Annotated in this window: 11 protein-coding genes and 1 other RNA gene; 8 read left to right on the plus strand and 4 right to left on the minus strand. The window is 71.7% G+C overall.

The genetic code is table 11. The features are described 5' to 3' along the window. Positions 1 to 71: 71 nt before the first annotated feature. Positions 72 to 1,895, plus strand: coding sequence for an ABCB family ABC transporter ATP-binding protein/permease (locus tag ENE75_RS01300; protein ID WP_128194845.1), 1,824 nt, complete (start codon positions 72 to 74; stop codon positions 1,893 to 1,895). A gap of 22 nt (positions 1,896 to 1,917) precedes the next feature. Here ENE75_RS01300 and ENE75_RS01305 read toward each other — a convergent pair whose 3' ends face one another. The 3 genes from ENE75_RS01305 to ENE75_RS25670 are packed head-to-tail and all read right to left on the minus strand — an operon-like array spanning position 1,918 to position 5,108. After that, positions 1,918 to 2,628 (minus strand): ABC transporter ATP-binding protein, encoded by a 711-nt coding sequence (locus tag ENE75_RS01305; protein ID WP_128194847.1) that lies wholly within the window; start codon positions 2,626 to 2,628, stop codon positions 1,918 to 1,920. A 2-nt stretch (positions 2,629 to 2,630) separates the two neighbouring features. Further along, positions 2,631 to 3,842 carry an ABC transporter permease gene (locus ENE75_RS01310; RefSeq protein ID WP_128194849.1) on the minus strand — a complete coding sequence of 404 codons (1,212 nt, stop codon included), beginning with the start codon at positions 3,840 to 3,842 and terminating at the stop codon, positions 2,631 to 2,633. Between the two features lie 15 nt (positions 3,843 to 3,857). After that, positions 3,858 to 5,108, minus strand: coding sequence for an efflux RND transporter periplasmic adaptor subunit (locus ENE75_RS25670; protein WP_128194851.1), 1,251 nt, complete (start codon positions 5,106 to 5,108; stop codon positions 3,858 to 3,860). 53 nt (positions 5,109 to 5,161) lie between these two features. Between ENE75_RS25670 and ENE75_RS01320 the strand changes: the two genes are divergently transcribed. The 6 genes from ENE75_RS01320 (at position 5,162) to ENE75_RS01345 (ending at position 11,130) form a co-directional block, all read left to right on the plus strand. After that, complete coding sequence (locus ENE75_RS01320) at positions 5,162 to 6,100, plus strand: LysR substrate-binding domain-containing protein (protein WP_128194853.1); 939 nt, start codon at positions 5,162 to 5,164, stop codon at positions 6,098 to 6,100. Positions 6,101 to 6,211: 111 nt separating this feature from the next. Continuing rightward, entirely contained in the window at positions 6,212 to 7,261 is a 1,050-nt protein-coding gene (gene pyrC, locus ENE75_RS01325) for a dihydroorotase (protein ID WP_128194855.1), read from the plus strand. Further along, positions 7,258 to 8,091 (plus strand): NYN domain-containing protein, encoded by an 834-nt coding sequence (locus ENE75_RS01330; protein ID WP_199232186.1) that lies wholly within the window; start codon positions 7,258 to 7,260, stop codon positions 8,089 to 8,091. Before pyrC ends, ENE75_RS01330 begins: the two co-directional genes overlap by 4 nt. A 95-nt stretch (positions 8,092 to 8,186) precedes the next feature. Continuing rightward, the gene (gene htpX, locus ENE75_RS01335) at positions 8,187 to 9,059 is read left to right on the plus strand and encodes a protease HtpX (RefSeq protein WP_128194859.1); all 873 of its coding nucleotides are present in this window, start codon (positions 8,187 to 8,189) and stop codon (positions 9,057 to 9,059) included. 74 nt (positions 9,060 to 9,133) lie between these two features. Further along, positions 9,134 to 9,883 (plus strand): hypothetical protein, encoded by a 750-nt coding sequence (locus ENE75_RS01340; protein ID WP_128194861.1) that lies wholly within the window; start codon positions 9,134 to 9,136, stop codon positions 9,881 to 9,883. After that, positions 9,880 to 11,130: a pectin acetylesterase-family hydrolase gene (locus ENE75_RS01345; protein WP_128194863.1), complete on the plus strand. Its 1,251-nt coding sequence runs from the start codon at positions 9,880 to 9,882 to the stop codon at positions 11,128 to 11,130. The genes ENE75_RS01340 and ENE75_RS01345 overlap by 4 nt, the downstream gene beginning before the upstream one ends. A 13-nt stretch (positions 11,131 to 11,143) precedes the next feature. Here ENE75_RS01345 and cysK read toward each other — a convergent pair whose 3' ends face one another. Continuing rightward, complete coding sequence (gene cysK, locus ENE75_RS01350; RefSeq protein WP_128194865.1) at positions 11,144 to 12,061, minus strand: cysteine synthase A; 918 nt, start codon at positions 12,059 to 12,061, stop codon at positions 11,144 to 11,146. Positions 12,062 to 12,088: 27 nt separating this feature from the next. On the opposite strand from cysK, the gene rnpB reads away from it, so the two are divergent. Then, an RNA gene (gene rnpB, locus ENE75_RS01355) (RNase P RNA component class A) lies at positions 12,089 to 12,430 on the plus strand. Positions 12,431 to 12,436: the final 6 nt, after the last annotated feature.

The following is a 12,436-nucleotide window of genomic DNA, read 5'->3' on the forward strand; positions in this document are numbered from 1 at the left end:
GGCGGGGGTCGGTGGTCATCGGCGCGTCGTCCTCGGTTCAGCAGTCGCGCTTCGATTTTCCACGAGACCCCATGAGACGTTCAGCGGCCCTGCCAGCCCTGCCTGCGGACGCGCCTGCCGCGCCGCGCTCCGACGCCGCCACGCTGCGGCGCCTGCTGCCCTACCTGTGGCAGTACCGCTGGCGTGTGGGCATCGCGCTGGCCTTCATGCTCGCGGCCAAGGGCGCCAATGTCGGCGTGCCGGTGCTGCTCAAGCAGCTGGTGGACGGCCTGTCGATCAAGCCGGGCGAACCGGCGGCGCTGCTGGTGGTGCCGGTGGGCCTGCTGCTCGCCTACGGGGCGCTGCGCCTGTCGACCACCTTGTTCACCGAGCTGCGCGAGCTGATCTTCGCCAAGGCCACCGAAGGGGCCGCGCGGCAGATCAGCCTGCAGGTCTTCCGCCACCTGCACGCGCTGAGCCTGCGCTTCCATCTCGAGCGCCAGACCGGCGGCATGTCGCGCGACATCGAGCGCGGCACGCGCGCCGTGCACTCGCTGATCTCGTACTCGCTCTACAGCATCCTGCCCACGCTGGTGGAGGTGGCGCTGGTGCTGGGCATCCTGGCCTGGCAGTTCGGGGCCGCGTTCGCGGCCATCACCGGCGTGGCGCTGGTTGTCTACATCACGTTCACCGTCAGCGTCACCGAGTGGCGCACCAAGTTCCGCCGGCAGATGAACGAGTACGACGCGGTGGCGCACCAGAAGTCCATCGACGCGCTGCTGAACTACGAGACGGTGAAGTACTTCGGCAACGAGGACTTCGAGACCAGGCGCTACGACGAGAGCCTGGAGCGCCTGCGCCGTGCCGCGCTGAAGAGCCAGGCCTCGCTGAGCGCATTGAACACCGGGCAGCAGCTGATCATCGCGGTGGCGCTGGTGGCCATGCTCTGGCAGGCCACGCAGGGCGTGGTGGCAGGCACGATGTCGCTGGGCGACCTGGTGATGGTCAACGCCTTCATGATCCAGCTGTACATCCCGCTGAACTTCCTGGGCGTGCTGTACCGCGAGATCAAGCAGAGCCTGACCGACCTGGACAAGATGTTCGGCCTGCTTGACCGCGAGCGCGAGGTGGCCGATGCGCCTGGCGCGCCGGCACTGCAGGTGCGGGATGGCACGGTGCGCTTCGAGGGCGTGCACTTCGCCTACGACAGCGGGCCGAACGGCCGCCCCATCCTGCACGACGTGAGCTTCGAGATCCCGGCCGGCCGCACGGTGGCGGTGGTGGGTGCTTCCGGCGCCGGCAAGTCCACGCTGGCGCGGCTGCTCTACCGCTTCTACGACGTCAGCGGCGGGCGCATCACCATCGACGGCCAGGACATCCGCGCGGTGCAGCAGGACAGCCTGCGCCGTGCCATCGGCATCGTGCCGCAGGACACGGTGCTCTTCAACGACACCGTGGGCTACAACATCGCCTACGGCCGCCCCGGCGCCACGACCGACGAGGTCGTGGCCGCGGCACGGTCGGCCCACATCCACGACTTCATCGCCGCCACGCCGCAGGGCTACGAGACCATGGTGGGCGAACGCGGGCTGAAGCTCAGCGGTGGCGAGAAGCAGCGGGTGGCCATCGCGCGCACGCTGCTGAAGAACCCGCCGATCATGGTCTTCGACGAGGCGACTTCGGCGCTGGACTCGGCCAACGAGCGCGCCATCCAGGCCGAACTGCGGCAGGTCGCGCGCGGGCGCTCGACGCTGATCATCGCGCACCGGCTCAGCACCGTGGTGGACGCGCACCGCATCGTGGTGCTGCACCAGGGCCGGGTGGCCGAATCGGGCACGCACGATCAACTGCTGGCCGCTGGCGGCCGCTACGCGCAGATGTGGCGGCTGCAGCAGGCCGGCGCCGAGCCGGAGTGACCGGCGCCTGAAGGCGCGTCGATCAGGTTTTCGCCTGAGGCCGGTCGCTCACGATCCGTCCATCCACCAGCTCGATCACGCGGTCGCAGCGCGCCGCGATCGACGGGTCGTGCGTGACCACCAGGAAGGCGGTGCCGAGTTCCTCGTGCAGGCGGCGCATCAGCGCGAAGACCTCGTCGGCGCTGTGGCGGTCGAGGTTGCCGGTGGGTTCGTCGGCCAGCACCAGCGGCGGCCGCGACGCCAGCGCGCGCGCCATGGCCACGCGCTGCTGCATGCCGCCGGACAACTCCCCGGGCTTCTTGTGCAGCGCCTCGCCCAGGCCGATGGCGCCCAGCAACTCGCGGGCACGGGCCTCGGCGGCCGGGGCGATGCGACCGTCGCGCATCAGCATCGGCAGCGTCACGTTCTCCAGCGCGGTGAAGGCCGGCAGCAGGTGGTGGAACTGGAAGACGAAGCCCAGCGCCTGCCCGCGCAGCCGCGTCAGCGTGGTGTCGTCCAGCCCCGCCGTTTCTTCGCCCAACAGCCGATAGCTGCCCGCGGTGGGCGGCTCCAGCAGCCCCAGCACGTTCAGCAGCGTGCTCTTGCCCGAGCCCGACGGGCCGATGAGCGCGACGAACTCGCCGCGCCGCACCTGCAGGGCCAGGCCGTGCAGCACCTCCACCTCGTTCGGGCGGCCCAGGTTGTAGGACTTGCGCAGCCCGTCCAACTGCACCAGCGGCGTGTCGTGGTCCATGCTCACAGGCGGATGGCCCGCGCCGGGTCCAGTGCCGCGGCGCGGCGTGCCGGGGCCACCGCGGCCAGCACGCCGGCCACCGTGGCCGCCACGGCCACCTGCAGCGCCAGCGCCGGCGGCAGCGAGATGCTGAACAGCGGCAGCCCGTCGCTGCCCCTGACGTAGCGGGTGAAGGCCCAGATCAGCGCCCAGGCCAGGGCCACGCCGAGCACGGAACCCAGCGCCCCCACCACGGCGCCCTGCAGCAGGAACACCCGCTGCACCTGCGCACGCGTGGCGCCCATCGCGCGCAGGATGCCGATCTCGCGCTGCTTCTGCACCACCGACACCACCAGCACGCTGGCGATGCCGAGCACCACGACGATGCCCACCACGCCGCGGATGATGCCGGTGCTCACCGACTGCGCGTTCAGCGCCGACACCAGCTGCGCGTTGGCCTGCTGCCAGCCTTCCACCTCGTAGGGCAGCTGCGCCGACAGCCGGGCCGCCAGCGTGCCGGCGGTCCAGACATCGTCCAGCCGCAGGTCCAGGCTGGTGGCGCCGCCGGGCAGGCCGGCCAGGCTCTGCGCGCTGCGCAGCGGCAGGTAGACGGTGCGCCGGTTGAGCTCGCGCACGCCCAGGTCCACCAGCGCCGTCACGCGCAGCGTGGTGTCCACGTCGCCGGTGCGCACCGTGAAGCGGTCGCCCACACCCAGGGCCAGGTCGGCGGCCAGATCGCGGCCGAGGATGGCCTCGCCCGGGGCCAGGCGTGCCGTGCCGGCCACCACCTTGTCGCGCAGGCGGACGATGCGGTCGTAGCGGTCCAGCTCCACCCCCACCAGGGCCACGGAGGCCGAGGCCGTGCCGCGCAGGCCCAGCCCGGCGGTGGACACCATGGGCGAGACAGCGGCCACGCCGGGGCGGCGCTCCAGGTCCGCCATCAGCGCCGGCCAGCCGGCCAGCGAGCGCAGCCGCTGTTCGCGAGGCTGCACGCGGTCCAGCGCGATGGCGCCGGGCGCCACGTCCAGCCGCGGCGTGTCGTCGCGCAGGCGGATCGTCACGTGGGCCTGCGCGCCGAGCGTCTTCTCCAGCGTGCTGGCCTGCAGGCCGCCGATGAGCGCCGAGATGTAGGTCACCACCGCCACCCCGGCGGCGACACCGACGACGATGAGCAGCGACTGCATGCGCCCTTCGCGCAGGAAGCGCAGGGCCACGCGGCGTTCGAAGGCCAGCATCCGGCGTGCCCGACCCTAGCGGCCGATGGCCTGGGTCATGGCGGCGCCGGCGGCGCCCATGCCGCCGGTGCTGCCCGGGGTGGGCAGCGCGGCCGCCACCGCCTGGGCCCGCTGGCCGGGCGCCGGCTGGTCGCCCAGCATCACCCAGTCGCCTTCGACCAGACCCTCGAGCACCTCGACACCGGCGTCCGACCGCAGGCCCAGCTTCAGCCGGCGAGCGTTCACACGCCCGTCGTGCACCACCCAGGCCTCGTCGCCGGCGCGCAGCGCGGCCAGCGGCATCACCAGGGCACGGTCCCGGCGCGCGGTGACCACGGCCACCGCCAGCGTCATGTCCTCGCGCAGGAAGGGCGGGGCGGCTTCGGGCCGCAGGTGCAGGTCCACCGCGCCGCGCTGCGCGTCCACGCGCGGGGCGATGCGCTGCAGCGTCGCGCCGAATGGCTCGCGCGGGAAGGCGTCGGCCACCACGGTGGCTGTCTGGCCCACGCGCAGCTCGTCCAGGAAGCGCTCGTCCACCTGGGCCACCAGCTCGACTGGGCCTGCCAGGGCCAGCGTCAGCAGCGCGCGGCCCGGCTGCACGATCTGGCCGGGCTCGACCGCGCGCTGCAGCACGCGCGCGGCGGTGGGCGCACGCACGACGGTCTGCATCAGCCGTGCGCGGGCGGCAGCCACGGCGGCCTCCGCGGCGGCCACGGCGGCGTCGGCCTGCACACGCTCGCTGCCCCGGGTGGCCAGGGCATCGCGCTGGGCACGGGCCGCCGCGGCCTGGGCGTCTGCCACGGCCAGGGCGCGGGCGGCCTCGTCGTCGCGCGCCGGGCTCAGGAAGCCGCGCGCCACCAGGTCGGCCGTGCGCTGACGGTCGGCCAGGGCGGCCACGCGCTGGGCCTCGGCCTGAGCCAATTGCGCCTCCGCGGCACGCAGGCGTGAGCCGCCGGCGCCCTCGCGCGCGGCGCGGGCCTGGGCCAGCTGGGCCTCGGCCTGGGCGAGGGCGGCGCGGGCCTCGTCGTCCTCCAGTCGCAGCAGGGGCGCGCCGGCGGCCACTTCGTCACCCTCGCGCACGGCGACCGTGGCCACGCGGCCGGTGAGCGTGGCGCCGACGTCCACGCGGGACTGCGCCGCCACCCGCGCACTGAACTGCAGGCTGCGCACCAGGGGCCCGGTCTGCACCTGCACGGCGGGCACGGCCGGCGGCCGGCTGGCCCACCACGTCACAGCGGCCACGGCCAACAGCAGCAGGGCCCAGGGCAGCACACGTCGCATCGTCATCCCGGGATTGTTCCACCCCAGGCCCTCGGGCCGCCCGCTTAGACTCGCGCCCCGTGGAAACCAAGTGGCTGGAGGACTTCGTGAGCCTCGCCGAGACGCGCAGCTTCAGCCGCTCGGCGCAGCTGCGCCACGTCACGCAGCCGGCGTTCTCGCGCCGCATCCAGGCGCTCGAGGCCTGGGCCGGCATCGACCTCGTCGACCGCTCGTCCTACCCCACGCGGCTGACCAAGGCCGGCGAGACGCTGCGCGACCAGGCGCTGGAGATCCTGGGCCAGCTGCAGGCCGCGCGCAACATGATGCGCAGCCACCAGGTGGCGGGGCAGGACACGATCGAGTTCGCCGTGCCGCACACCCTGGCCTTCGCCTTCTTCCCGCAGTGGCTGGTGGACCTGCGCACCACGTTCGGCCCCATGCGCAGCCGGCTGATCGCGCTGAATGTGCACGACGCCGTGCTGCGCCTGACCGAAGGCGGCTGCGACCTGCTGATCGCCTACCACCACCCGGCGCAGCCGCTGCAGCTGCCGCCGGAGCGCTACGAGATGATGAGTCTGGGCACCGAAACGCTGGCACCCTATGCCCGCGCCGAGGACGGCCGGCCGCGCCACACGCTGCCCGGCCGGCCCGGCGAACGCGTGCCCTTCCTGGCCTACGGCTCGGCGGCCTACATGGCGCGCCTGGTGGAGATGCTGCTCAAGCAGAAGGCGCCGGCAGCCACGCTGGACACGGTGTACGAGACCGACATGGCGGAGGGCCTGAAGGCCATGGCGCTGGAAGGCCACGGCGTGGCCTTCCTGCCGGCGAGCGCGGTGCGCAAGGACCTGGCGGCGCGGCGCCTGGCCGTGGCCGCCACGGAGCCAGGTTTCGAGTTGTCCATGGACGTGCGCATCTACCGCGAGCGCCCCGGCACGGCGCGCCATGTCAAGCCGGGCGCGCAGAAGTTGTGGGCCCACCTGCAGGCGCAGGCGGCTACGACGACCGCGGCCCAGGCGTGATCCGGCCGCGCGGCGTCGGCACGGGGCAGGGGGCCTTCGTGGGCCATCCCAGGCGTTGTATCGCGACGCGTTGACCAACAGCCGCCGGGGGGTGGGTGAGACAATCGGTGCATGACCACCGCGCCCGTTTCGATCACCCTCACGCGCCCTGACGACTGGCACCTGCACCTGCGTGACGGCACGGCGCTGCAGGCCGTGCTGCCGGCCACCGCGGCGCAGTTCGCACGCGCCATCGTGATGCCCAATCTGCGTCCGCCGGTCACCATGGCCGAGCAGGCGGTGGCCTACCGCGAGCGCATCCTGGCCGCGCGCCCGGCCACCGGTGCCGGCAGCGACTTCACGCCGCTGATGACGCTGTACCTGACCGACAACACGCCGCCGGAAGAGATCGTGCGCGCCAAGGCCGCTGGCGTGGTGGCGCTCAAGCTCTACCCGGCCGGCGCCACCACCAACAGCGATGCCGGCGTCACCGACATCCGCCGCACCTACCCCACGCTCGAGGCCATGCAGCGCGAGGGCCTGCTGCTGCTGGTGCACGGCGAGGTCACGGATCCGGCGGTCGATGTCTTCGACCGCGAGGCGGTGTTCATCGAGCGCGTGATGACACCTCTGCGGCGCGACTTCCCGGAGCTCAAGGTGGTGTTCGAGCACATCACCACGCGTGACGCCGCCCAGTACGTGGCGCAGGCCGACCGCTTCACCGCCGCTACCGTCACCGCCCACCACCTGCTCTACAACCGCAACGCGCTGTTCATGGGTGGCCTGCGCCCGCACTGGTACTGCCTGCCGGTGCTCAAGCGCGAGCTTCACCGCCAGGCGCTGGTGGATGCGGCCACCTCGGGCAGCCCGAAGTTCTTCCTGGGCACCGACAGTGCCCCACATGCGGCGGCGCTGAAGGAGGCCAGCGTCTGCGGCGCCGGCTGCTACACCGCACCGGCGGCGCTGGAGCTGTACGCCGAGGCCTTCGAGGCCGCCGGCGCGCTGGACCGCCTGGAAGGTTTCGCCAGCCACCATGGCGCGGACTTCTACGGCCTGCCGCGCAACACCGGCACGGTGACGCTGCGGCGCCAGCCACGCACGCTGCCGGAGTCGCTGCCCTTCGGCGACACGGTGATCAAGCCGCTGCGCGCCGGCGAAACCCTGAACTGGACGCTGTCATGAAGACCATGCTGCTGATCGACGCCGACAACGTCAGCGTCGGCGTGATGGAGCAGGCGGTGGCCACGCTGCTGAAAGAACACGGCGCGCTGCACGTGCGCCGCGCCTACTGCACGGCCGAATCGGCAGCCAAGCACCAGGCGGTGTTCAAGCGTCTGGGCATCCGGCCGGTGGTGAACCTTGCCACCGGCAAGAATTCGACCGATATCGCGATGGCCATCGACGCGCTGGACCTGGCCCTCGCCGAGCGACCGGACGTGGTGGCCATCGCGTCGTCGGATTCCGACTTCGCGCCGCTGGTGCTGCGCCTGCGCGAGAAGGGCTGCCGTGTGGTCGGCATCGGTCAGGACGGCAAGACGGGCGACGAGACACAGACGGTCTACGACGCGTTCACGGTCTTCGGCCACCGCGCGCCGCCGGCGGCGAAGAAGGCTGCTGCGCCGGCCCCGGCAGCGACATCGACCCCGGCGCCAGCCCCGGCGTCACCTCCGGCGCGCAAGACCGCCGCACGCAAGACCCCGGCGCGCAAGACCGCCCGGTCCACCGAGGCCCCTGCACCACGGGGGCGTGCGACGCCGCCGCCGCAACCTTCGCCGCCCCCGGCGCCTTCAGCCTCGACGGCGACATCGCCCGACAAGCTGCGCCAGATCCTGATGGCCTTGCCGGAGCTGGTGCGTGGCGACACGGTGGAACTGCGGCTCGCGGCCGAACGCCTGCGCAGTGCGGGGCTGCTGGGCAAGAGCGGTGCCTCCACGCGCGTGTTCAAGGCCCACACCGACCGGTTCGAACTGCTGCCGGCAAGCAACCCGAACCGGGTGCGCCTGCGCAGTTGAGCGGAATAGCCCTGCGCCGCTTGAAACCGGCGTGCGCGCCCTAACATCCCGCGCCATGGGTGCCCGCGTCGTGGCACCTTCGGAGAGTCTCGTCCATGAAACGCGTCGCCCTGTTCATCGTCACCAACCTGGCCGTCATGCTGGTGCTGGGTGTCGTGGCCAGCCTGCTCGGCGTGAACCGCTACCTCACGGCCAACGGGCTGAACCTGGGCATGCTGCTCGGCTTCGCCCTGGTCATGGGCTTTGGCGGTGCCATCATCTCGCTGCTGATGAGCAAGCCGATGGCCAAGTGGAGCACCAAGGCGGCCATCATCAACGGCTCCACCGACCCCACCCATCGCTGGATCGTCGGCACCGTCGAGCGCTTCGCGCAGAAGGCCGGCATCGGCATGCCCGAGGTGGCCATCTACGACGGCGCGCCGAACGCCTTCGCCACGGGTGCCTTCAAGAACAGCGCGCTCGTGGCCGTCTCCACCGGCCTGCTGCAGAGCATGACCAAGGAAGAGGTCGAGGCCGTGATCGGCCACGAGGTGGCGCACGTGGCCAATGGCGACATGGTCACGATGACGCTGATCCAGGGCGTGATGAACACCTTCGTGGTTTTCCTGTCGCGCGTGATCGGCTACTTCATCGACCGCGTCGTGCTGCGCAACCAGAACGAAGGCCCGGGCATCGGCTACTACGTCAGCACCATCGTGCTGGACCTGCTGCTGGGCGTGCTGGCCGCGGTCATCGTGGCCTGGTTCTCTCGCCAGCGTGAATACCGTGCCGACGCCGGCGCCGCGCAGCTGATGGGCCGCAAGCAGCCGATGATCAACGCCCTGGCGCGCCTGGGCGGGCTGAACCCGGGTGAACTGCCGCGGGCCGTGGAGGCCATGGGCATCAGCGGCAAGGGTGGGGTGATGGCGCTGCTGTCCACGCACCCGCCGATCGAGGACCGCATCCGCGCGCTGCAGCAGTCGGCCTGATTGCGGCCGGCGGGGACGCCCGGACTAGGGGGTGCCCGGTTGGCACCAGCGGTGCCAGGCGGAATACTCGACGTGTGACGTCGAGCGCCCAGCGGACCATCCTGGTGACGGCGGCCTTTGCCGTGGGGGCAGGGCTGCTGTGGTGGGTGACCTCGGCGCTGCCACCGGGCGCTGACACGTCTCGCGCTGCGCTGGCCCAAACAGCGTCGCGAGTCCCTGACGACCAGAGCAACCAGAAGCTGCGGGCCGAACCGGGCTCCGCCGCGCCACGCTCCGCGGCCACGGTGCCTGGCGCCACGGCAGACGCCCCGCCGCCAGGCGTGACGCCGGCGCAGTGGGCCGCGGTGGTGGCCGAACACGCGACGCAGCCCGACGGCCCGGCCGAACTGGCCCGGCTCCGGGCCTACCTGGGCTGGTCCGATGCCGTTGCGCGCTGGCGTGCGGCCCCGGGAGATCCGGCGCTGGCACAGACGGTCTACGACGGCCTGCCGGCGCGGCTGGCCCAGCGCGAGGTTTCGGTGCCCGAGGCCCGCGTGCTCGCGGCCGCCCTGCTGCAGACCTTGGAAGCCGATGCCCAGCGGCAGCAGCAGGCCTTGCAGGCCTTCGAGCGCATGCTGCCCGGCCCGTCAGCGGCCGATCCGCGCCAGCAGGCCTACCTGCGCGCGCAGGCGGCCGAAGTGGCCGCGTGGCGCGCCGCGCCGGCCGCTTCACGCGACCCGGCCGTGCTGCAGGCCCGGCTGGACCAGCTGCGTGTGCAGCACTTTGCCCACCATGGCGCCACGTCGGCGTCGCCCGACACCCCACCCGAGGAGGCTTCCCGATGAACGTCTGGTTCCGCCGCAGCCTGGCTGCGCTCGCCCTGTGTGCCACGCCGCTGGCCTGGGCCGGGTACTTCCAGTGGGACATGGTCGAACTGCCGCCGGAGTCCGGCGCCTCCTGCGGCGACGGTTCGCCCTACCGCTTCTTCGTCAACCGCACGCCGCTGAACAACCATCTGGCCATCGTCTACGAAGGCGGCGGCGCCTGCTGGGACCAGAAGGCATGCTTGGGCGAGGGGCGGCTGGGCGCCACCAACCCGAACGGCGTGCCGCCTGACTACATGCAGTCGGTCAACGTTGCCTTCGGCCTGGTGACGCCGTTCAACGCCCGCAACAGCCCGCAGGCCGTGTCCACGCAGTCGTGGAACATGGTCTTCCTGCCCTACTGCACCGGTGACGTGCACAGCGGCAGCAAGGTCACCGTCTACGACGACGCCTACCCCGACAACCCGCGCGTGCAGCACCATGCCGGCCAGGCCAACGTGCGTGCCGCCGCCCAGTGGCTGCGCGACAACCTGGGCCAGCCGGGCGAGCTGCTGCTGACCGGCTACTCCGCCGGCGGCGTGGGCTCCACCACCACCTACGCGATGGTGCGCGAAACCCTGCAGCCCACCGGGCGCAGCACGCTGCTGGCCGATTCCGGCCCGCTGGTGCCGGCGCCGCGCGGCTCGGCACCCGAGGACTTCCCGGCGATCAAGCTGCACGACACCATCCGTGTCGTCTGGGGCCTGGACGAGCCCGGTGGCCTGATCACGCAGTACGCCGGGCTGATCGACGGCTTCGACCCCGACAACCTGGGCAGCGTCAACGTCGCCCTGGCGCGCACCTATCCGCAGGACCGCTTCGGTTTCATGGTCTTCACGCGCGACACCAACTTCTCGGCCTTCAGCTACGAGAAGTTCTATACCGACATCAGCGACGCTCCCAACCCGGTGGCGTATCGCGAAGCGCTGTTCTCGCGCTGGTGGCCGGATCTGGACCGCTGGGCCGCCGACCTGGCCACGCAGCCCAACGTGGACCTGTACGTGCCGTACTTCCGCAACTTCAACCAGTCGCACTGCCTGACCATCATCGACTTCTCCGGCACCGCCATCGAGTGGGCCGGGGTCGACTCGTTCGGCACCTTCGCCGAAAACGCGATGGCGCGCGGGCCGCAGGTGCAGCTGGTGGAAGGGCAGAACAACGCCGACTTCACGCAGCCGCTGAGCCCGTTCATGCGGCTGGTGAAGCTGCTGCTGAAGGTGATCGGCTGAGCCCGCTGCGGGGTCAGGCCGCCGGCAGGAACCCCTCCACCGACAGGTAGCGCTCTCCGGTGTCGTAGTGGAAACCCAGCACGCGCGCGCCGGCAGGCAGGTCGGGCAGCTTCTGCGCGATGGCCGCCAGCGTGGCTCCGCTGGAGATGCCCACCAGCAGGCCTTCCTCGCGCGCGCTGCGGCGCGCCATCTCGCGGGCATGCTCGGCGTCGACGGTGATCACGCCGTCGAGCAGCGTGGTGTCCAGGTTGGCCGGCACGAAGCCGGCGCCGATGCCCTGGATCGGGTGCGGTGACGGTGCGCCGCCGCTGATCACGGGGGAGGCGGCCGGCTCGACGGCAAACACCTTCAGCGCCGGCCACGCCGCCTTGAGCACCCGCGCGCAGCCGGTCAGGTGGCCACCGGTGCCCACACCGGTAATCAGCGCGTCCAGGCCTTCCGGGAAGTCGGCCAGGATCTCCTGCGCCGTCGTGCGCATGTGCACGTCGATGTTGGCCGGGTTCTCGAACTGCTGCGGCATCCAGGCGCCGGGCGTGGTCTCCACCAGTTCCTGCGCCTTGGCGATGGCGCCCTTCATGCCCTTCTCGCGCGGCGTCAGCTCGAATCGTGCGCCATAGGCCAGCATCAGCCGGCGGCGCTCGATGCTCATGCTGTCGGGCATCACCAGCACCAGCGTGTAGCCTTTCACCGCAGCCACCATCGCCAGCCCGATGCCGGTGTTGCCCGAGGTCGGCTCGACGATGGTGCCCCCCGGCTTGAGCAGGCCGCGGGACTCGGCGTCTTCCACCATCGCCAGCGCGATGCGGTCCTTGATCGAGCCGCCCGGGTTGGCGCGCTCGGACTTGATCCAGACTTCGGCGCCACCGAACAGGCGCTGCATGCGGATGTGCGGCGTGCGGCCAATGGTGGCGAGGACGTTGTCGGCCTTCATGGGCTTCTCCTGGGATAATTCATGCGTGAAGTCGGCCAGACCGCCGCTGGCGCAACCACCCGAAAGGGCGCGCTGGAGGAAGGTCCGGACTGCACAGGGCAGCGTAGCAGCCAACGGCTGTCCACCGCGAGGTGAGGATCAGAGCAACAGAGACGAGTCGAGCCGGGGCGAAGCCCCGGCTCGGGTGAAACGGGCAATCTCTACGCGCAGCAACACCAAATAGGCACACGACGATCCGGCCCGGGGAGTGTGCGGGTAGGTGGCACCGAGCCGGGTGGGCGACCCCCGGCCCAGAGGAATGGCGGTCACGGCGGCGTCTCGCAAGAGGTGTCCGCTGCACAGAATCCGGCCTATCGGCCGACTTCACACTTTTCT

Origin of the sequence: Rubrivivax albus (assembly GCF_004016515.1) — a bacterium.
Taxonomy (GTDB): Bacteria; Pseudomonadota; Gammaproteobacteria; order Burkholderiales; family Burkholderiaceae_C; genus Rubrivivax; species Rubrivivax albus.

What these genes read in the sequence shown, in the direction of transcription:
- htpX (WP_128194859.1), top strand. Translation starts at nt 8,187, where the DNA reads ATGAAACGCGTCGCCCTGTTCATCGTCACCAACCTGGCCGTCATGCTG.
- cysK (WP_128194865.1), bottom strand. Translation starts at nt 12,061, where the DNA reads ATGAAGGCCGACAACGTCCTCGCCACCATTGGCCGCACGCCGCACATC.
- ENE75_RS01330 (WP_199232186.1), top strand. Translation starts at nt 7,258, where the DNA reads ATGAAGACCATGCTGCTGATCGACGCCGACAACGTCAGCGTCGGCGTG.
- pyrC (WP_128194855.1), top strand. Translation starts at nt 6,212, where the DNA reads ATGACCACCGCGCCCGTTTCGATCACCCTCACGCGCCCTGACGACTGG.
- ENE75_RS25670 (WP_128194851.1), bottom strand. Translation starts at nt 5,108, where the DNA reads ATGACGATGCGACGTGTGCTGCCCTGGGCCCTGCTGCTGTTGGCCGTG.
- ENE75_RS01305 (WP_128194847.1), bottom strand. Translation starts at nt 2,628, where the DNA reads ATGGACCACGACACGCCGCTGGTGCAGTTGGACGGGCTGCGCAAGTCC.
- ENE75_RS01300 (WP_128194845.1), top strand. Translation starts at nt 72, where the DNA reads ATGAGACGTTCAGCGGCCCTGCCAGCCCTGCCTGCGGACGCGCCTGCC.
- ENE75_RS01345 (WP_128194863.1), top strand. Translation starts at nt 9,880, where the DNA reads ATGAACGTCTGGTTCCGCCGCAGCCTGGCTGCGCTCGCCCTGTGTGCC.
- ENE75_RS01310 (WP_128194849.1), bottom strand. Translation starts at nt 3,842, where the DNA reads ATGCTGGCCTTCGAACGCCGCGTGGCCCTGCGCTTCCTGCGCGAAGGG.